A 17086-nucleotide genomic window follows, 5' to 3' on the forward strand; every position below is an offset into this window, starting at 1 on the left:
CCGGCTTTACAGGATGTTGGTCGTCACTTCGACGACGATCGCCGCGCCTTCCGGCGCGCCATTCGTGACATGCACGACACGCGATACCCGCAGGTCCTGCGCATTTCCGTTGATCGACAGGGAAACGCTTTCGCCGATCCGGGGAACAGCCTGGAAAACGGCATCGGTGGCTTCCGGCCGGTTGTCGATCGAGATGCGGCAGTTGACGGTCATGGATGTCTCCTGGGTCTGACGGGTGCCCCGGTCGTCAACGCAGGGTCAGCGAAATGGTTTCAGAATGGCTGCAGCTGAAACTTATTGGCGCTTGAGTTCGTATAGAGCAGCAGTTGCTCCATGTTCGGGAGCAACAGGCTCGCTGGGGAGGGCATTGGGGCTGCCCCGGCGAGCTGCCGCATCATCGATGATGCCGCCTGCCCAGTCTTGCCTTTGCAAGATTGTTTTCAGCGCGGCCTGTTGCCCACGGGCATCGGGCGCCGGCTCTTTTCATTGCGTCGCGCGTGGCACGAGATAGCTCGTCACGGTGCCTTGGCCAATGCCTCGCTTGACCACGACCGTCGTGTATTGCGCTGGCAGCGATGCGGTGACGTTGGGGTCGATCGACTTGCACCTTCCGACGATTTCGCCGTTGGGAGAGCTTGCCAGCCTGTGCGCCAGTGACGCCTGGCACTGATCAAGCGACGTGTACATTGTCGGCGCCATATCGACGGGTCTGCATATGGCAGCCTGTCCCGGGCTGCACGAAAGCAAAAGCATCACTGCCGCGGTTGCCGGATCCATTCCCTGAGCTCCCATGCTGGATGAGCCTCAACGCGCAAGAGCGGCCTTGGTTTCGCCGTCGCTAAAAGACCGCTTCGCATTGCCCGCCCTGCCGGGCCTTTGTGACGTTGGCCCGCGGCCTCAGTGAAGCGCTGGGATGCACGAGGCACTTCGACGGCGTCGTACAGTGGCCAACTTCAGCTTGTATGGTCCAGCAGTCTGGTGGTGATATCACGACGATGTTCGTTGTTGGCGCGATCGATACCTTCCACGGTGATCGCGTACATCCCGTTTTCGATCCTTGATATCCAGCCTTTTGCTTTCAGATACCAAAGATGAAACTCCAGATGTTCACGTGGACAGCCTGCCAGGCGTTCGATTTCTGAATCGCCAATACCAGGATTGTTGACGTCTTGTCGGCGTTTGACATAAAGCAGCGCGAGCAGTTTGGCCTGAATGACGACATCCCGTTCGACGCCTTTGGTGTTGCTGGCTTCCTCGGTCAGCTCGCGGCGAATATTCAAATTATCTTTATACTGAATGTCGTACTGCGCGCGCTTGACCGGATCTTTGAGCGTATTGTGGGCATCTATGATTTCGCTGAAGCGGGATTCGTCGCCGGTGTCCCGATTGTCGGGATGATAGCGCATGGCAAAATAACGAAATATCCGTTCTATCGTTTCCGAGTTGGCGTTCGGGCTGATTTCCAGAAGTTCGTAGTAGTCAATGAACAAATCGGTGCTCCCCCCAACGTCGCTATTAGGCGGCAACGCGTTCGTCAAGACAAAGGGCCTGGCCGCTAAAGATTTGCGGTCCAGGCCCTTGTCGTCGGGTTCATTCCTAGAGTGCGCCTGTTGCCGCCCAGTCGCAAGCTGGACCATGGTCCTTGGACCTAAGATCACAAATCCGGTGCCGTCAAATGCCAAAAACGGGTGGCTGGCGGCGCGAGCCAAGGATAGACGCCGCGATCGAGGCCGCCAGCGGCGCTATTCGCCGCGCGGTCTGGCTTTCGGTCCTGGCCTGCTTTCCGTGGGGTTTGCGGCCAATCTGGCGGATCGCCGGTCTCTCAGCCACAGGGACATCTTTTTTCTTGCCAGCAGCTCTTCGCGAGCGCCATCCGCTCCATGCTTCGCAGCGATCGCATAGTCGGCTCGGTTCGTTCGATAGTCTTCCTTTTGCCCAGACATCGCTTCCTCCTGTTCCGCAGGCGTTTTCCCTCCTCTGGCCCGCGGAGGGGCTACTAACTGCCGGTGCATCGCGCGAGTCTACCAATTGGGGATTGCATTAAAATGATGCAGTCCGCAGTCGCGCCTGCATCTCGTCGCTTTTGATGATGCCTGCTGCGCCCTCTACCTGCTACAGTCCGATATGGCCGGCAGAATAGCGATTGTCCTGGCACTTCTTTGCGCCTTCGCCTACGGATTCGCAAAACTCGTGGAACGTTATGGCAGTGTTGGCGATGCTCCCTCTCCGTGTGCGGAATGGTCAAACCCTGATTGCTCAAACCGGAATGTGGCGCCTGCACAGTAGCGATGGTCCACACATCTCGCTTCCCCAGTGATCTCAGGTCGTGCGAAATTTGCGGAGACGGCCGATTTCTTTGCCCGACTTGTGCAAACGCCTCTATGCTAGCGGAAAGCATAGGAGACATCATGGCCAAGCTGACAAACGCTGCCGATATGGCTCGGACCGTTGGTGTTGATCCGACGGCATTTCTGCAGGCATTGCGAAACGCGAAGTTCCCTTGGCACAAGCGCAATGCTGATTGGATTGTTGAGCTTGATAGCGCGGAGCACTCGTCAATGCGGACCGTGCTTGTAACTCTCCTGAAGCGAAAGAAGCCCGATGCCGTCCGGACCTGAAGGCCAGAAGCGCCCGCCGACGTGATCGGCATTGCCGTCGGCGTCAGCCCGCATGTCGCGCCCGTTTATTCGATGGATATTCGACCAAAGGCGACCGGAAATGCCTTGGCGGTTGCTTTGGCTGGTTCCCGCTCATGGGCTCGAACCACGATTCACGCCTTCAAAGGGCGCTGTCCTACCATTAGACGAAGCGGGATAATGCTACCTGCGCCGACACCCCTAGCCGGTTCGCGCGCCGGGATCAACGCGATCTTCCTGCGATCGGCAACCGGCGATCGGCCATTGGCGGCAAGCCGACGTCACGGGATACGGCCAACCGGCTCGTCGCACTTGTAGACCGGGCAGCGGCCGTCACGGGTCGGGACATAGGCCGACATCGGCACGTGGGGCCAGTCGCATTCGTTGCCGAATTGCCTGACATAGCGGTCATAGGTGTTGGGGCCGGTGGTCAGCACCACGGCGCGGCGGCTCTGGATCAGTTGCTGGAGCTGCTGGCAGCTCATCGTGCGGGTGTCGGGCCGGGCCTCAGTGAGGCCGGTCGCGGCAAGCAGCATTGCTGCTGTCGTCAAGGCAGTTCGGCGGATGGGCATGACGGTTACCTCAGCGTTTCACGTACCACGCAAACGTGTCAGGCGAAACTCGCATCCCGGCCAGCGGTTCGCAACAGCGCGATCCTCGTGCGACAGGCAACTGGCGACGGCCATGGGCGGCAAGCCGCCGCCATCAATCCGGGAGATCGCCGATCGGCTGGTCGCAGCGGTAGACCGGGCAGCGGCCGTCACGGGTCGGAACATAGGCCGACATCGGCACTTCCGGCCAGTCGCATTCGATGCCGAATTGCCTGACATAGCGGTCATAGGTGTTGGGGCCGGTGGTCAGCACCACGGCGTGGCGGCTCAGGATCAGCTGCCGAAGCTGCTGGCAATCCATGGTGCGGGTGTCGGGCCGGGCGTTGGCGAGGCCGGTCGCGGCGAGCAGGATCGCTGTTGTCGTCAAGGCAAGGCGGCGGATGGGCATGGCGGTTACCTCGGTGTTTCGCGAATGTCGAGTGAGCTTGTCACGCGAAACTCGCATTCCGGCCAGCGGTTCTGCAACAGCCAGCCGGCCGTCTTCTTGCGGCGCAACCAAATGCCGCGTCGCGCATTGCTGGGAATGGACGGCAGGAAGCCCTACGAGACTCCGCAATGGCCACCCGGAAACGAGGATCGCGAGGCCATGTGCTGTTCCTATTGCGGCGGTCGCGACCACCGCTACGAGGACTGCCCGCAACGCGAGCCCGATGCCGATCCTCCGCCTGACGCCCCGGACGAGACCACTCCCAAACCGAACGGATCCTGAAGCCGGGTTCGGGTTCTTCGAAGTCCTCTCGACCGCAGGTGCGGAATGCCGCGCGCCCATTGCAACCAAATGCGCCACCACGCATTGCTGGGCATGGGCGGAATCTGTCACGCCGGCCCTGAAGGCGACGGGATGGGGGAAGGTGGGACATGACAGGATTGACGAGCATCAATGCTCTGATCGGAATCACTGCCGACGCCAGGCTGGCGGCGATCGTCGATTCGTCCTTCGACGCCATCATCAGCAAGGATCTGAACAGCGTCATCACCAGTTGGAACGGGGCGGCGCAGCGCATGTTCGGCTACACTGCAGAGGAGGCTGTCGGCCGATCGGTGCTGATGCTCATTCCCGATCATCTCAGGGATGAAGAGGCCGATATCATCGGCCGGGTTCGCAATGGCGAAATGGTGGCCAGTTACGAGACGATCCGGCGACGCAAGGATGGCGGGATCATTGCGGTGTCGCTGACCGTCTCGCCGATCAGAAATGCGGTGGGCGAGATCATCGGCGCTTCGAAGATCGCCCGCGACATCACCGCGACCAAGGAGAGCGAGCGCCGGATCAGGCTGTTGCTGCGGGAGGTGAACCATCGCGTTAAGAACCAGTTCGCGGTGATCCTGTCGATGGTCAGGGAAACCAGCAAGCGCTCGACCGAACCGCGCGAATTCGAAGACCTCATCCGCTCCCGCATCATGGCGCTGTCGCGGTCGCACGACCTGCTGGTGAACTCGGAATGGGCGGGCGCCAGCCTCTTCGACCTCATCCAGGAGCAGCTCAAGCCGTTCGGCCACGAGGAACAGGTGTCGCTGTCCGGACCGCTGCTGACCTTGCAGCCGAACGCCGTGCAAAATCTCGGCATGGCATTTCATGAGCTCGGCACCAACTCTTCCAAATATGGCGCGCTGGCGTGCGAGGCCGGGCGGCTCGAGATCACCTGGCAGATCGCCACCGGCGCTTCGGGCAGGCGGGACATCCATCTCGTCTGGGACGAGACGATGCCGGTGCATGAAGGCGACCGGCGGGACGAAAGCACGCGCAAGGGTTTTGGCACCGTGGTCCTGCAGCGCGTCGCGCCGCAATCGCTGAACGGCTCGGCGGTTCTGGAGCGCAGCCCGGGCCATGTCAGCTGGTCACTTACGGCGCCGCTGGACTCGATCATCGTGCCCCAGCTCGGCACCGAAATGGCTGCCGCCGAGCCGTCTTTCGGCCCTTGAGGGTCTGCCGGCTCGAAATCTCACAATGACTGGGTGGCTACCCGGCACGGCCGGGCGGAAGCGGCCAACCTTTTCCGTGTGGTCCTGTGCCCGGCACGGCCGGCGGAAGTGGCCAACCTTTTCCGTCGACGGGCGTTGTCCCTGTGAAGGGAAGGGAAGAAGGAGGCCGAGATGAGAACCCTCGCCATCGTGCCATTCGGTCTGATGCTGACGCTGGCTGTGCCGGCCGCGGCCCAGACGGACCAGCAGCAGGAAGCGCCGCAGGCCGACAAATGCCGGGTGCAGACGGAGCAAGACGCAAAACAGCAGCCTGGCGGCGACAATCTGACGGACACGCTCATTGATTGCGGCGGCGTGCTGAAACCGCCCGCTACCGGCGACCAGGAGATGGCGACGCCGGCTCCGGATGAAGGCAAGACACCGGTCATCAAACCGGGTGACGTGCCGGCCCAGCCGCCGGCGCAGTAGACGGCGCGGCAGCCAGGCAGGAACCACGCTTTGTCAGAAACGTTTCTGTCACGACTTCGAACCGAAGGAAGAGATCCGTGAGAGATATCGCCGGCACTGCCATGTTTCTTGCCTCGATCGCCATTGTCATCGCCCTGATGCTGATGGCGCCGAAGAGTTTTGGCTTCGAGACCTCCCACCCGGTCGTACAGGCCGACGGTTCCGGGCAATAATCAGAAACGATTTCGCACGATGAAGGACAGGCGAGGCAGGGATGCCTCGCCTGTCCTTTATCGTCTGAGGAGTATCTACCGAACCAGCACGCCGGCGTGGTTGCACAGGGCAGCGAAAGCCTCCTGTGCCTGGGCAGCACCGGCCTTGTTTTCCAGCGCGGCCTCGACCTGTTCGCGCGCGGCCTGATAGAAGGCGCCACGCTTGGCCTGCGGCCAGTCGATCAGGATCTCGCTGGCATCCTGCAGCGTGGTGAGGTCGCGGATCGTGTCCGAGCCATGCGGCCTGATCCGCATCGGCGTCGACAGCATCAGCTCGGTCATGTCCCGGTTCCTGACTATTGGAGGAATTTCGCTTCGCGCGCGGCGTCGATCATCGCCTGCATCGCCTTTTGCGGCGGCGTCCAGCCATCCAGTGCATCCCGGCAGCTGCGCAACGCCGCCCGATACCTGCGGCCCTGGCCCGACGGCCAGTCGCCGAGACACTCCAGGCCCTCCCACGCGCTGCGCACCACGCGCTCGCGCTCGGGGGCAAATTTCAGCCGGATCGGTCGGGGAAACATCTTGTCGTTCAACGGTCGTCTCCATGACATGGTGCATGTCACCCAAAAGTGCGCAGCGGTTTTGGACGACAGCGCAACAAGCGGGCGTCCGACAACGTCGGCAACAGGGCAGGGTTCCCTGCCTGAACGATCAAATTTCAGCTGCCTGCGACGGCATCCGACAACGGCCTCGGTTCGGCCAATTCAGCGTTGTGCGCCGTTGGCCGGTCATGCTCGAACTGCTCGGCGCCGGGCAAGGCATGCAGCCACGTCTCGCGCCTGCTGGTCCACAACTCATATTCGGGTACGAGATCATCGGTTGGTGCGACATCGAGGCTGCCGATCGTCACCTCGGCCTCGTCGTCACTGAGGAAGGCGACGCGGCCGCCGCAGGTCGGGCAAAAGCTGCGCGTGCCATAGGTGCTGACGATGCCGGTCGCCTCGAACGCCTCGCGCGGCCAGATGGCATAGGCCGAATAGACCGAGCCGCCGGCCTTGCGGCAGTCCTTGCAGTGGCACAGGCCGATTCTGAGCGGTGCTCCGTTGACCGTGAACTGCACGCCGCCGCACAGGCAGCTGCCGGTCCTGCGTATGGTGTCGGACATGATGCGACCTCCGTCTTGTCAGCCTGTGGCACAGCCTTGGCGCTGGGGGCCGGGCGGGACGGATGCTCGTCCAGGACAGAGCCGCATCGGCTCGTCCAGGACAGAGCCCATCCCGATCCCGTCGGGATGCCCTAGCCGCGGGCCGCCATATAGGCATCGAGCTTCTTGCGCGATGGTCCATAGCGCTTGATGATGGTCTGCGCCTCGCTTGGCGGTAGCCCATATTTCCGGGCAAAGGCAGCGACCTCGTAGGGCTCCTCGCTCGAAACCAGCTTGCGGTCCAGCTTTGTCTTCGACTTGTCGTCAGCCATTTCAGGCCTCGCTTTCTGTTGCCGGGGAAACGCGCAGCCGTCGGCGCCCGAGTCCACGATCAACAGGACATAACACAGATCGGCGCTGCGGGTTCCACCGGCACGAGAATAACGCCGCGCCGGCCGCGCCGGCGCCTCATCGATCCTGAAAATCGATGCCGTTTCGGGGTCAGGCGCGCGGTTCAAAGAGTTCAACGACGTTACCGGACGGGTCTTCGCAAAGAATCTGCTGCCCGCCCGGGCCGTCTACGATCTCGTTGCGAAACGATGCGCCGCCCTCGCGCATGGCTGCAGCCAGTGCGGGAAGATCCCTGACTTCCAGCACAATGCGGTTCCACCCGCCCGGCTCCGGGGTCCGGCCATCCGGCATTGGTCTCGCAGCCGAAGCCATTGGACCGGCGAGCCAGAGTGTGAGGTCGCCGCGCGTCAGGATTGCCATCGCCGGGCCGAATTGCTGCTGCAAGGCGAAGCCCAGATGCTTCGTATAAAACGCGATCGACAGATCGACGTCGCTGACGAGATACCGGAATGTCGCCATCCGCAGGCTCCTCCATCAAGCCCCGCCTGCGAGAAATAGCCGCCGGGACGGGCCGCGGCAAGGTTCGGGCGCCTGCTTTGGAAAACCGGCTGTTGCGAGGCGTGCCGCGAACCGGGCAAAAACTTTCGGGCCCGATGTCGGACTTGCCCGGGGTCGCGCGTCCTTGGGTCGGAGCCCATTGCAACCCTGGAGAACGACATGTCGTCGCAAATCACTCAGTCGCAGACCATTCAGGCGCCGTGGCAGACCGCGGCCCTTCTCATTGCCCGCCTGATCTTCGCTGGCGTCTTCCTGATGGCCGTGAGTTTCAAGTTCATGGGCATGGGCGCCACCGCCGGCTACATCGCCGCCGCCGGCTTTCCGTTTCCGCTGTTCCTGGCCTGGTGCGCGGCGCTGCTGGAGGCCGCCCTGGTGCTGTGCTTCCTGACCGGAGCCTTCTTCACGCCGGCAGCCCTGATCGCCGCCGCCTATGTGCTGTTCCTCGGCTTCTCCTTCCACGGCCCCAGCCACTGGGCCGGCAACCAGGCCGAGTTCGGCTTCTTCGTCGACCATTTTTCGTTCATGGCCGGACTGCTGTTCGCGGCGGTGCACGGCCCGGGCAAGGTGCTTTCGCTGAATTTGGGATGGCCGGGCAGGGCGTAGGCAAGGGCATGCGGCCCGAGCCAGGCGGCTAGTGCACTCTGGCCGGGCCGAAGGTCGGCTAGCGGCCCTGCAGGATTTTGATCACCTTGCTGCTGTCGGCCGATGACGACGAGAGATTGCGGTAGTCGGCATAGGTTATGCGTCCTCTGGCGACGGCATTCCAAAGGCGATTGCAAAACGTTGCCGGCAAGCGTTCCAGGCTGACATTGGCAACTTCGGCGACGGTTTTTCTCTCGGCCAGCGGCAGTGAAGCCTGGCTCGCAATGCACTCCCTGATGACTTTGGCCTTGATCGCCGGGCTGCCGCTGACGACGGCCTGGGCGTTGTTGAACTCGCCCTCGCTGACGGTTGTGCAGCCGGCGAGCATTACGGCGCCAAGCAACAAGGCGCCAAAGCGCGATTCAAATCTCATGTGTCCCCCCGAAATCAACTGCATTGGAGCCAAGCAAAACTATGTGACACAGGCAAGATGCTGGAGAGGTCATGCAGGTAAAATGGTTGGTCCATCCGCTGTTCCTGGCCTGGTGCGCGGCGCGGTTGGAGGCCGCCCTGGTGTTGTGCTTCCTGACCGGCGCCTTCTTCAGGCCGGCAGCCCTGATCGCTGCCGCCTATGTGCTGTTCCTCGGCTTCTCCTTCCACGGCCCAGCCACTGGGCCGGCAACCAGGCCGAGTTCGGCTTCTTCGTCGACCATCTTTCGTTCATGGCCGGACTGCTGTTCGCGGCGGTGCATGGGTCGGGCCGGGTGCTTTCGCTGAATTTGGGATGGCCGGGCAGGGCGTAAGCGAGGGGCCTGTGGAAGCACGCCAGCTGGCCGGTCGCAGGTAGGCCGTCGTTTTCCCACAAACGACGGCCCCATGCTTGCCTGCCCACTACCCCCCAGGACAGCACCAAGCTACATTAGGGCAAGCTAAAGTCTTGCGTCTATAACCTTTGACATAGTGTCAGAAAGATTCGCCGCCTTGCATTCGGCAGATAAGCTGGCACGCTGCGCTCCGACCGGAGGGGATGCCATGTCCGACACGAACACGGCGATGGTGCGTTTTGCCCAGGACGCCTCCGACGAGGATATCCTCACGGTTGTTCGCAGGTGGAGCGACACGCTGGCCGCCGAGGACTATGAGGGCGCGCTGACCATGATCCGTGCGCCGGGCTGGACTGCCGATTTGTTGCAAAGGACGATGCGGGATATGGCCACCCCGAACCCGCTGAGCGGGTTCACAGGGTGACGCCACTGGCTTCGGCCAGTTATCATCCCGGCACTGAACCGCTCAACAATCCATGGCCCAGGCACGAGGTCGACCGCGATACGCTGCCCGATGGCGAACCATTCATCTCGGTCTGGTTCGACATGCCGCTCGATGGCTACTGGAGCGATGTAACCGCCACGTTCAATCTCGATCGCGACGGAGACATGCTCGTGCTGGCGCTTGAGATGATCCATGTGATGTGAAGGCCCCCTTTGGCACCCTCACATCTGGTCGTTGTAGGGTTCCTTAATCTGGCCGACCATGCGGGCGAGCTTCGAAAAGGAGGGCATGTCGGCCTCCGGCTGGCACTGATTGGCGAGTTCCAGCAGCCGTATTGGAAAGCTGACGGCGTCACGGCTTGACGCGGACATGCCTTCGGATCGCTCCTGGCTGGTTTCGCCGGCCTCGGCCTTGCGCAAGGCCAGGTCTATTTCCTCTGCCGTCAGCACCCCCTTTTGAACCAGCAGGTGGTTGATCGATGCGACGGCCATCAGCAGGCCTTCGAGTTGCAGGTTGGCGACATTCATGGCGATTTGCTCCCGTGGCTATTGTCGAAACGCGCGAGCGGCGTTTCCGCTCCGGCGGGCGGCCCGGAATCGGTTTCGGCCGGGATGGCCGGACCGTGCCTGGGCCACGGGCAAATGGCCTACTCCTCGCCCCAGCGCTCGCCATACTCGCGCCACAGCGCTTTCACCTCCAGGCCGCCGAGGCGCGGGATCGAAGGGTCGCCGCAGGCGATGGCGACGGCACTGATGTCGTATTGCGGGAAAGCGTGGGCGACGAAGCGGATCGCTTCGCCCAGCGAGCGCACGCGGATGATCGGATCGGCCTGGCCCTGGCCGGTGCTGCGCACACCGGAAACCGAGGCAGGAGCATGCCGCATCCTGAACACGGATGCCATGGCTGGTCTGTCCATCGTCCTCTCCCACAAAGGCCGTGACGGGAATCATTCCATGAGCTTCAGCTAACGGTCTCACAGATGCCGGCCAATGGCCAGCCGGCCCGAAAAGCCCGCCGATCCGTGCCGATTAAGTTGTCCGGTGAGGGCAACTGTGCTATTGATTTGGCCATGGTGCTGATTTGTGCCAATGACCTCCAGGCCCGCCGCGCAGGCGGGTTTTTTTGTTTTTGCCGCAGCCCTTGGGCGATGCCGCTTACCCCGTCGGCGCGGTGACCGAAAAAGACGGATAGGAATTTTTTCTCAGAAAATCGTTGACTGGGTGAGGGCAGCTATGCTACATATTTGTCCATGGTGCTGATTTGCGCCAACGACCCGCCGCCGAGGCGGGTTTTGTGTTTCTGATGATCCATCAAGCGAAGCGGCCTTGTGCCGACATTGAAATGCCGGCGTGACGGAACGCTGTCTTTCGGCCTGACGACCCATCCCCGAAATCCGCGAGAATTCCCATGGTCCGCTACGCCACCATCATCACCGACGATGACGGCCGCGAGGTCGTCAGCGCCATTGGCGAATTCGAGGGCGCCGCGCCGCCGGCCCGTCTGGGCCGGGTCGAGCAGGTGGCGCCCGGCGTGCTGATCGGCATGCTGTGTGGCGGTCCGGTCGATGCGGTTGGCGGTTTTGGTTTTGCCCAGGGATCGCTGGGTAGCAGCGACAGGGGGATAGGGGCGGCACGGCTGATGCTGCGCCTTGCCGGCCAATCCGGTGCGGCGGGTTCCGGCGCGGGGCGCTCCGAAGCGGCAAGACCGGCCGGCGCGACAGAGGCCAAGGCTGAGGCAAAGTCGGCACGGGCGGCCAGCAAGCCGCGCAAGCGCGCCACCCAATTGAAATCCAGGGCGGCGAAATCCAGGACGAAAAAATCCGCCCGCTCGAAATCCAGGACCGTGAAATCCGCAGCGAAGCCAGCGGAGGCCGGGCATGGCTGAGAAGCCGCCGGCCAGGCCGGTCCAGCCATCGCGGAAAAGCCGGACGGCGACGCCCGCCGCCAAGCCCGCCGCCAGCGCGGTCGCCGTGCGGAAGCCGCGCCCGAAGCGGACCAAAAAAACGCTGGGCGATGATTTCCTGGCTGCGGTGCGCGCCGATTTCCGCACCCATGGCGCCGGCGTCATCGCCGAGGTGCGTGCCGACAAGCCGGACCAGTATCTGAAGATCGTGCTTTCGGTGCTGCCCAAGGATTTGCATGTTTCGATCAACCAACTGGACGGCTTGAGCGATGACGAGATCCGCAGCCGTATCCGCAGCCTCGAAGCCGTCCTCAAGCCGTTCCTCGAAGACCTCGGCAGCGAAGACCGAATATCTGGCGCTGCTGGCGGAACTGGACCGACGGCGCAGGACTAACCTGCTCGCCGCCTACCGGCCCTATGCCAGGCAAGCGGAATTCCATGCCGCCGGCGCGCAAAACCGCGAACGGCTGTTCATGGCCGGTAACCAGCTCGGCAAGACCCGGGCCGGCGGGGCGGAATGGGCCATGCACCTGACCGGCCGCTATCCCTCCTGGTGGCAAGGCAAGGTTTTCGACAGCGCGGTTCGGCTGTGGGCGGCAGGTGTGACCGGCGAAGGCACGCGCGACAACCCGCAGCGCGTGCTGGTCGGTCCGCCGCAGCAGCAGGCGGCCTGGGGCACCGGCATGATCCCGGCCGACGCTATTTTGCAGACCACGATGGGGCGCGGCGCGCCGGGCGCGCTCGACAGCGTCGTGGTGCGCTGGGGTGGCGGCGGCGACGTGCAGGCCGATGAATCGGTGCTGTCGTTCAAGAGTTTCGAGAAGGGCCGCGAGAAATGGCAGGGCGAGACGCTGCACGGCGTCTGGTTCGACGAGGAGCCGCCGCTCGACATCTATTCCGAAGGCCTGACCCGCACCAATGCGACAGCCGGCATCACCATCGTCACGTTTACACCGCTACTCGGCATGTCGGATGTGGTGCTGTTGTTTTTGTCGGCGGAAGAGGTGGAGGGACTGGCGAAGGGGTGAGAAGCTCCTCGCCCCATCCCGCAGCCATTGGGATGGGGCGTCACATTCGCACTTATCGCCCGGTCAGCGGTAGCTCAGGCGATTGCCGGTAGTGATGAATGCCAGACAGCATGGCGCGATATCTGGTTGTGCTCGATGCAGTCCGTTGCCAGTTTGCTGATTTCAGGATCGGCGGACGCCTGAGCCCATTTGACGAAGGCATCAACGACCACCAACCTGGCCCGGCTGGCCAGCCCAATGCCGTAACGCCGCACCACCGGCTCGGAATGGTCGAGCATCGCACGGATCATGCCTGATGCATCGTCTCGCCGTTGCCCGGAAATATCGGCTATCGCAGAAAACGGCGTTTGCGGCCTGAGCAATGCCGCGTGCTGGCGCGCAAGCTTCAACTGCCAGTCCTTTGCAAAGCGCACGAACATGACGGCTCCTGTGCGCACACCGTGATGCTCGTCATCGAGAGCAAGCAACGCTCGCGCCAGGGAGTCGCCATCGTTGCGTGTGCTGCACCGCAAGATGCACTCTACGGCATCGAAGCGCGTGCGCGGGTTGCTATCCACCAGCAACGCAGCCAGTTCGCCCACCATCGAACTGATGTTCTGGTTTTGGAACGTGGCAAGAAACGCGCCCGCCGCTCGCGTCTGAGCATTGGCGGATGTGAGCAGGAGACGCAGGCTTTCCAGCGGAACCGTCTTGCCAAGTTCACCAAGAAAGTCGTTGGCAAGTCCGTCATCGTGGTCATAGGAGGGCGATAGCAACCGCTCCAGCATCTCCTGACCTGGCATGGCATTTGTCGATTTGCCGAGCGGCAGCAGGATCTTGCCACCTTCGCTGAAAAAAAGATGAGCAACCTCGCTGTCCTCGGCGGACAAGCGCATCGCGTCGAATATATCTGTCATGGCAAAGAGTGGCTTTCCCACCCGCGTAGAGTACAGGCCGCGCAGAATGCACCAGCCCGAGACGCATCGATGTCGCCGATGCAGGGAAGGCTTACCGCATAAAAGTGTGAAGGAAAAGATGAGTGGGCCAGCTTTGGTTGATCCTTCTGATCTTCCATTCTGGTTTTACGACATAGAGTTCCCATCTTCCGTTCAGCCGGCGCATCCCCCTCTCCGTCGCGGCTTCGCCGCGCCGCCTCTCCCCCGCTTCACGGGGGCGAGGAACCCACGCTTTCCGAGGCACGCCATGAGCCGTCACGTCACCTTCATGACCATCGACGATGCCGAGCACTATACCCGCCAAGAGCGCGCTGCGATCGTTGCCGCCTATCCGGCGCACGAGCGCGAGGCGCGTGCGCGCGGCATTCCGGTGCTGGGGTCCGGGCGCATTTTTCCGGTGGCGGAGGAACTGATTGCCTGCGAGCCGTTCCGGCTGCCGCGCTACTGGCCGCGCATCGGCGCGCTGGATTTCGGCTGGGACCATCCGTCGGCCGCGGTCGAGGTCGCCTGGGATACGGAGGCCGATGTCGTCTATGTCGCAAAGGCCTGCCGCGCTTCGCAGCAGACGCCGGCGATGCAGACGCTGACCCTGAAACCGTGGGGTGAATGGCTGCCCTGGGCGTGGCCGCGCGACGGCCGCCGCGAAACGCTGGAAGGGGCGGGCGTGGCGCTCGCCAGGCAGTATGCGGCACACGGGCTGAACATGCTGGCCCGCCACGCGCAATTCCCGGACGGTTCGGTCTCGGTCGAGGCCGGGCTGATGGAGATGCTCGACCGCATGCAATCCGGCCGCTTCAAGGTGTTCTCGACGCTTGCCCCCTGGTTCGAGGAGTTTCGGCTCTATCACCGCAGGGATGGCCAGGTGGTGAAACTGCGCGACGATCTGATGGCGGCGACACGCTACGGCGTGATGATGCTGCGGGAGGCGGTGGTCGATCCGGCTGAGTTCAGGGCGGCGAGAAGGCCGGCGGGGCAGAGCGATCCGCTGGGGGCGTTCAGGTGAAATAAGTTGAAGATCGATCCCCGCAAAACCGAAAAGGGTTATAAATGTTCGTGGATCGGGGGGCGTAATGATCTTTTCAACTCTTGCACGATGTCGCTGCGCCTGAAACGGGACGGCAAGGGCCGCCAGTACGTTGTGCTGGCCGCGATAGCTGGCGTAAACTATGAATATTACCCGATGGAACTGGGTGAGTTCAAACAACTGATCGACGCGGCTCTCGCGATACAATCCGCAGCGGCTGCCGAGTCTTGATACTGCGCATGTAAGCCGAGCGCAGCCTTGCTCCATGCCTCAAGGAAGGCCAATGCCATGGCTCGGCCGCCTGATGACCATCCGTATCGTCCCCGCCACCTTGCGCGACCTCAACTCCATCTCCGCCAACCTCCGCCCTGAAGACCAGGCCGAGATCGACTGCCAGTTCGACGCGTGGTTCGCCGGTGCTGACGCAGCTCGCAGGTATCCGCGTCGAGACCGAAGTGCTGCGATGTCTCGAATTGACGCCGTGGGTTACTCCACGATCTTCCAATAGGAATCCTTGCGGATTACCTTGCCGTCGCGAAACGTGTAGAAGTCGCAACCCTGGACTTCCTTTTTCACACCCTCGGGGGTGGTGCCGGTGAGGGTCCATTTCGAGATGCCGGTACTGGCAGCCGCATCCACAAAATGCTCGGCGTGGCCGTAGTGGACATCGGGCAAGCCTTCAAAACGTGTCGCCAGCGCCTCGCGTACGCTGCGCTTGCCCTCGCAACGCGTTCCCCAGGGCTTGCTCCCCCTCGGCATCTCCAGGACGCAATCGTCGGCAAACAACGCCATGATGCGATCGAGATCATGGGCGTTGAAGGCGTCGCTTAGCTCCGTCAGTGTCGCTCGAATGTCCATTCGCCCGTCTCCTCCAGGGATAACCGATAGGCCGCGATGTCCGAAGTAGGTCACTGGCGAGGCGGCCGGTCAAGTGCGCGGGCCTTCGAGACTCCGCCCGAAAACGGCAAGCGCACCCCATCGCTCTGGCCTGCTCATGACCGTCCGCATCATCCCCGCCACCTTGCGCGATCTCTCCTACATCGCCGCCAATCTGCGCGGGGAAGACCGCGCCGAGATCGACTGCCAGCTCGACCAGTGGTCGCCGGCAGTGCTGGCGCTGACGGCGCTGCAGGGATTTGCCTATGTCGCAGAGCTCGACGGCAACCCGGAGGCCGGCTTTGGTGCTGCCGAACAGCGTAGCGGGTTGTGGATCGCCTGGAGCTGGGGCACGCGCCGGATGAAGCGCTGCGTGCCTGGGATCACGGAATTCTTTCACGCGGTGCTCGCCCGCGAGGTCGCGGCGCGCGGCGCCTGGCGGGTCGAGGCCCGCGCGCTCGCCGCCAATGAAATGGCGCTGCGCTGGCTCGTCCGGCTCGGCGCCACACAGCGCTGCCTGCTGCCGGGCTACGGCAAAAACGGCGAAGATTTTTTCCTCTACGACTGGACAAGAGAAGGCTGGACCCATGTGCCTGTTTCAAAAACCACCGGAACTAAAGCCGCTGCCGCCGACGCCGACGGCCGAGGACAAGGACGTGCAGGCGCGGGAAGCAGCGCTGCGGGCTGAGCTCGAGCAGCGGCAGGGAACGCTGAGCACCATCAAGACCGACCTCGCGCCCGGCGATATCACCGGCCGGCGCCGCGTGCTGCTGGGGCTTTAGACCATGACCGCGATGAAGCGCAGTTTTCGCAAGCGGGTGCTGGTATGGTGGTATTGGCGAAGGCATGCAAGGCTGGCGAAGCGGCGGTGATTGGCAGCTTCCACCTCTCACGCCTTCTTCGCGAACGCCCAGACCATCAGCGGGTATTCCTCGTCGTTGCTGAGATCCCGCCACAGGCCATAGGCACGCACCGGCCCGCCGATGTGGGCCTTGGCGCAGGCCTTGTTGCCCCAGCCATGGACCTTGACGTTGGCTTCGGCGAAGCCGCCCTCGACCATCAATTGCTTGAGGCCGGCGGGGGTCCACCTGTTGTAGTCGTGCGGCCTGGCGTGGACCCGAAACAGGAAGGGTGTCGCCACCATCGCCCAGCCGCCGGACCGGGTCATGGCATGGATGTTCTGCACCGCGGCCTGCGGCCGCCGCACATGTTCCAGCACCTGGTCGGCGATGACGATGGAATATTGCTCGTCGGTGCGGTCGTTGCAGATGTCGAAGGCGGGGAAATCGACCGACCGGTAGTTCGGGCACATCGCCCGCCAGTAGCGGTTCCAGCCGGGCGAGATCTCGATCACGTCGGCGGCTTTGCGATTTCCCGCTTCAAGGAACACGGTGAACGCCTCGATCTGGCGGATGCGCAGCCAGTTGCGCGAATCATAGCCAAGCAGCCGCTTCGCCACCTGTTTGCCGCGGTTTTTCAGGGTGCCGGCAAGGCTTGTCGTCGTCACATCGACCTCCTCCAAAACCCGCCGCCAGACCTTCCTAGACCGAGAACCGCGCAAAAGAATGACAATGGTCGCGATGCCGTC

General features: G+C 62.9%; 31 protein-coding genes, 1 tRNA gene and 1 pseudogene. 16 read left to right on the forward strand and 17 right to left on the reverse strand.

All coding sequences use genetic code 11. From position 1 onward, the window contains the following. Window positions 1-6: 6 nt before the first annotated feature. The 3 genes from AC1RZR_RS16345 to AC1RZR_RS16355 form a co-directional block, all read right to left on the reverse strand. Complete coding sequence (locus AC1RZR_RS16345) at window positions 7-213, reverse strand: hypothetical protein (protein WP_477274158.1); 207 nt, start codon at window positions 211-213, stop codon at window positions 7-9. Between the two features lie 270 nt (window positions 214-483). Next, complete coding sequence (locus tag AC1RZR_RS16350; protein ID WP_477274160.1) at window positions 484-687, reverse strand: hypothetical protein; 204 nt, start codon at window positions 685-687, stop codon at window positions 484-486. A 266-nt stretch (window positions 688-953) separates the two neighbouring features. Continuing rightward, the gene (locus AC1RZR_RS16355) at window positions 954-1490 is read right to left on the reverse strand and encodes a DnaJ domain-containing protein (protein ID WP_477274993.1); all 537 of its coding nucleotides are present in this window, start codon (window positions 1488-1490) and stop codon (window positions 954-956) included. 918 nt (window positions 1491-2408) lie between these two features. On the opposite strand from AC1RZR_RS16355, the gene AC1RZR_RS16360 reads away from it, so the two are divergent. Then, a complete protein-coding gene (locus tag AC1RZR_RS16360) occupies window positions 2409-2618 on the forward strand; it encodes a hypothetical protein (protein ID WP_481828943.1) in 210 nt (69 codons plus the stop codon). A gap of 122 nt (window positions 2619-2740) precedes the next feature. On the opposite strand, the gene AC1RZR_RS16365 is transcribed toward AC1RZR_RS16360, so the two are convergent. The 3 genes from AC1RZR_RS16365 to AC1RZR_RS16375 all read right to left on the reverse strand — a co-directional run bounded on the left by AC1RZR_RS16365 (window position 2741) and on the right by AC1RZR_RS16375 (window position 3635). Further along, window positions 2741-2814, reverse strand: a tRNA-Gln gene (locus AC1RZR_RS16365). Window positions 2815-2917: 103 nt separating this feature from the next. Further along, on the reverse strand, window positions 2918-3208 hold the full coding sequence (locus AC1RZR_RS16370; protein WP_477274164.1) for a hypothetical protein: 291 nt from the start codon (window positions 3206-3208) through the stop codon (window positions 2918-2920). A 133-nt stretch (window positions 3209-3341) separates the two neighbouring features. Further along, on the reverse strand, window positions 3342-3635 hold the full coding sequence (locus AC1RZR_RS16375; protein WP_477274166.1) for a hypothetical protein: 294 nt from the start codon (window positions 3633-3635) through the stop codon (window positions 3342-3344). A gap of 470 nt (window positions 3636-4105) precedes the next feature. On the opposite strand from AC1RZR_RS16375, the gene AC1RZR_RS16380 reads away from it, so the two are divergent. The 3 genes from AC1RZR_RS16380 (at window position 4106) to AC1RZR_RS16390 (ending at window position 5850) form a co-directional block, all read left to right on the forward strand. Then, window positions 4106-5170 (forward strand): PAS domain S-box protein, encoded by a 1065-nt coding sequence (locus tag AC1RZR_RS16380; protein WP_481828944.1) that lies wholly within the window; start codon window positions 4106-4108, stop codon window positions 5168-5170. Window positions 5171-5341: 171 nt separating this feature from the next. Beyond that, the gene (locus AC1RZR_RS16385) at window positions 5342-5638 is read left to right on the forward strand and encodes a hypothetical protein (protein ID WP_481828945.1); all 297 of its coding nucleotides are present in this window, start codon (window positions 5342-5344) and stop codon (window positions 5636-5638) included. A gap of 77 nt (window positions 5639-5715) precedes the next feature. Further along, complete coding sequence (locus AC1RZR_RS16390; RefSeq protein ID WP_481828946.1) at window positions 5716-5850, forward strand: hypothetical protein; 135 nt, start codon at window positions 5716-5718, stop codon at window positions 5848-5850. Between the two features lie 75 nt (window positions 5851-5925). Here the strand turns inward: AC1RZR_RS16390 and AC1RZR_RS16395 are convergent, their stop codons facing one another. From AC1RZR_RS16395 to AC1RZR_RS16415, 5 genes are all read right to left on the reverse strand, one after another. Next, complete coding sequence (locus tag AC1RZR_RS16395) at window positions 5926-6171, reverse strand: DUF982 domain-containing protein (RefSeq protein WP_481828947.1); 246 nt, start codon at window positions 6169-6171, stop codon at window positions 5926-5928. A gap of 14 nt (window positions 6172-6185) precedes the next feature. Then, window positions 6186-6422, reverse strand: a complete 237-nt coding sequence (locus AC1RZR_RS16400) for a DUF982 domain-containing protein (protein WP_477274176.1) — start codon at window positions 6420-6422, stop codon at window positions 6186-6188. A gap of 125 nt (window positions 6423-6547) precedes the next feature. Continuing rightward, window positions 6548-6994, reverse strand: a complete 447-nt coding sequence (locus tag AC1RZR_RS16405) for a GFA family protein (protein WP_481828948.1) — start codon at window positions 6992-6994, stop codon at window positions 6548-6550. A gap of 131 nt (window positions 6995-7125) precedes the next feature. Continuing rightward, complete coding sequence (locus tag AC1RZR_RS16410; RefSeq protein ID WP_481828949.1) at window positions 7126-7305, reverse strand: DUF3606 domain-containing protein; 180 nt, start codon at window positions 7303-7305, stop codon at window positions 7126-7128. Between the two features lie 169 nt (window positions 7306-7474). After that, on the reverse strand, window positions 7475-7843 hold the full coding sequence (locus AC1RZR_RS16415; RefSeq protein WP_481828950.1) for a VOC family protein: 369 nt from the start codon (window positions 7841-7843) through the stop codon (window positions 7475-7477). Window positions 7844-8041: 198 nt separating this feature from the next. Here AC1RZR_RS16415 and AC1RZR_RS16420 point away from each other — a divergent pair, with 198 nt between their 5' ends. Next, window positions 8042-8485 carry a DoxX family protein gene (locus tag AC1RZR_RS16420; protein ID WP_481828951.1) on the forward strand — a complete coding sequence of 148 codons (444 nt, stop codon included), beginning with the start codon at window positions 8042-8044 and terminating at the stop codon, window positions 8483-8485. 58 nt (window positions 8486-8543) lie between these two features. Here the strand turns inward: AC1RZR_RS16420 and AC1RZR_RS16425 are convergent, their stop codons facing one another. Further along, window positions 8544-8897 (reverse strand): hypothetical protein, encoded by a 354-nt coding sequence (locus AC1RZR_RS16425; protein ID WP_477274184.1) that lies wholly within the window; start codon window positions 8895-8897, stop codon window positions 8544-8546. A 95-nt stretch (window positions 8898-8992) separates the two neighbouring features. On the opposite strand from AC1RZR_RS16425, the pseudogene AC1RZR_RS16430 reads away from it, so the two are divergent. The 3 genes and pseudogenes from AC1RZR_RS16430 to AC1RZR_RS16440 form a co-directional block, all read left to right on the forward strand. Beyond that, a pseudogene (locus AC1RZR_RS16430) lies at window positions 8993-9267 on the forward strand (DoxX family protein); the annotation flags it as partial. 229 nt (window positions 9268-9496) lie between these two features. Next, complete coding sequence (locus tag AC1RZR_RS16435) at window positions 9497-9712, forward strand: hypothetical protein (protein WP_481828952.1); 216 nt, start codon at window positions 9497-9499, stop codon at window positions 9710-9712. After that, the gene (locus AC1RZR_RS16440) at window positions 9709-9936 is read left to right on the forward strand and encodes a hypothetical protein (RefSeq protein WP_481828953.1); all 228 of its coding nucleotides are present in this window, start codon (window positions 9709-9711) and stop codon (window positions 9934-9936) included. The genes AC1RZR_RS16435 and AC1RZR_RS16440 overlap by 4 nt, the downstream gene beginning before the upstream one ends. 18 nt (window positions 9937-9954) lie before the next feature. On the opposite strand, the gene AC1RZR_RS16445 is transcribed toward AC1RZR_RS16440, so the two are convergent. Together AC1RZR_RS16445 and AC1RZR_RS16450 are read right to left on the reverse strand one after the other, a co-directional pair. After that, complete coding sequence (locus AC1RZR_RS16445) at window positions 9955-10260, reverse strand: hypothetical protein (RefSeq protein ID WP_481828954.1); 306 nt, start codon at window positions 10258-10260, stop codon at window positions 9955-9957. Window positions 10261-10379: 119 nt separating this feature from the next. Then, window positions 10380-10649, reverse strand: a complete 270-nt coding sequence (locus tag AC1RZR_RS16450; RefSeq protein WP_481828955.1) for a hypothetical protein — start codon at window positions 10647-10649, stop codon at window positions 10380-10382. Between the two features lie 491 nt (window positions 10650-11140). On the opposite strand from AC1RZR_RS16450, the gene AC1RZR_RS16455 reads away from it, so the two are divergent. From AC1RZR_RS16455 to AC1RZR_RS16465, 3 genes are read left to right on the forward strand one after another with little or no spacing between them, the layout of a single operon-like run. After that, a complete protein-coding gene (locus AC1RZR_RS16455) occupies window positions 11141-11617 on the forward strand; it encodes a hypothetical protein (RefSeq protein WP_481828956.1) in 477 nt (158 codons plus the stop codon). Then, the gene (locus tag AC1RZR_RS16460; RefSeq protein ID WP_481828957.1) at window positions 11610-12029 is read left to right on the forward strand and encodes a hypothetical protein; all 420 of its coding nucleotides are present in this window, start codon (window positions 11610-11612) and stop codon (window positions 12027-12029) included. Before AC1RZR_RS16455 ends, AC1RZR_RS16460 begins: the two co-directional genes overlap by 8 nt. Beyond that, window positions 12007-12663 (forward strand): terminase large subunit domain-containing protein, encoded by a 657-nt coding sequence (locus tag AC1RZR_RS16465; protein WP_481829073.1) that lies wholly within the window; start codon window positions 12007-12009, stop codon window positions 12661-12663. Before AC1RZR_RS16460 ends, AC1RZR_RS16465 begins: the two co-directional genes overlap by 23 nt. A 74-nt stretch (window positions 12664-12737) precedes the next feature. Here AC1RZR_RS16465 and AC1RZR_RS16470 read toward each other — a convergent pair whose 3' ends face one another. Continuing rightward, on the reverse strand, window positions 12738-13559 hold the full coding sequence (locus AC1RZR_RS16470) for a HEAT repeat domain-containing protein (RefSeq protein ID WP_481828958.1): 822 nt from the start codon (window positions 13557-13559) through the stop codon (window positions 12738-12740). 286 nt (window positions 13560-13845) lie between these two features. On the opposite strand from AC1RZR_RS16470, the gene AC1RZR_RS16475 reads away from it, so the two are divergent. From AC1RZR_RS16475 to AC1RZR_RS16485, 3 genes are read left to right on the forward strand one after another with little or no spacing between them, the layout of a single operon-like run. Then, entirely contained in the window at window positions 13846-14601 is a 756-nt protein-coding gene (locus tag AC1RZR_RS16475) for a phage terminase large subunit family protein (RefSeq protein WP_481828959.1), read from the forward strand. Window positions 14602-14607: 6 nt separating this feature from the next. After that, window positions 14608-14853, forward strand: a complete 246-nt coding sequence (locus tag AC1RZR_RS16480; RefSeq protein ID WP_477274196.1) for a hypothetical protein — start codon at window positions 14608-14610, stop codon at window positions 14851-14853. 52 nt (window positions 14854-14905) lie between these two features. Continuing rightward, complete coding sequence (locus AC1RZR_RS16485; RefSeq protein ID WP_477274198.1) at window positions 14906-15130, forward strand: hypothetical protein; 225 nt, start codon at window positions 14906-14908, stop codon at window positions 15128-15130. Here the strand turns inward: AC1RZR_RS16485 and AC1RZR_RS16490 are convergent. Further along, window positions 15109-15480, reverse strand: coding sequence for a nuclear transport factor 2 family protein (locus tag AC1RZR_RS16490; protein WP_481828960.1), 372 nt, complete (start codon window positions 15478-15480; stop codon window positions 15109-15111). The two genes, AC1RZR_RS16485 and AC1RZR_RS16490, sit on opposite strands and share 22 nt — an antisense overlap. 136 nt (window positions 15481-15616) lie before the next feature. On the opposite strand from AC1RZR_RS16490, the gene AC1RZR_RS16495 reads away from it, so the two are divergent. Together AC1RZR_RS16495 and AC1RZR_RS16500 are read left to right on the forward strand one after the other, a co-directional pair. Further along, entirely contained in the window at window positions 15617-16186 is a 570-nt protein-coding gene (locus AC1RZR_RS16495; protein WP_481828961.1) for a hypothetical protein, read from the forward strand. After that, on the forward strand, window positions 16155-16280 hold the full coding sequence (locus tag AC1RZR_RS16500; protein WP_481828962.1) for a hypothetical protein: 126 nt from the start codon (window positions 16155-16157) through the stop codon (window positions 16278-16280). The genes AC1RZR_RS16495 and AC1RZR_RS16500 overlap by 32 nt, the downstream gene beginning before the upstream one ends. 107 nt (window positions 16281-16387) lie before the next feature. Here AC1RZR_RS16500 and AC1RZR_RS16505 read toward each other — a convergent pair whose 3' ends face one another. Further along, window positions 16388-17005, reverse strand: coding sequence for a class I SAM-dependent methyltransferase (locus AC1RZR_RS16505; RefSeq protein ID WP_481828963.1), 618 nt, complete (start codon window positions 17003-17005; stop codon window positions 16388-16390). Window positions 17006-17086 lie beyond the last annotated feature (81 nt).

This window comes from Mesorhizobium bavaricum, assembly GCF_056781655.1.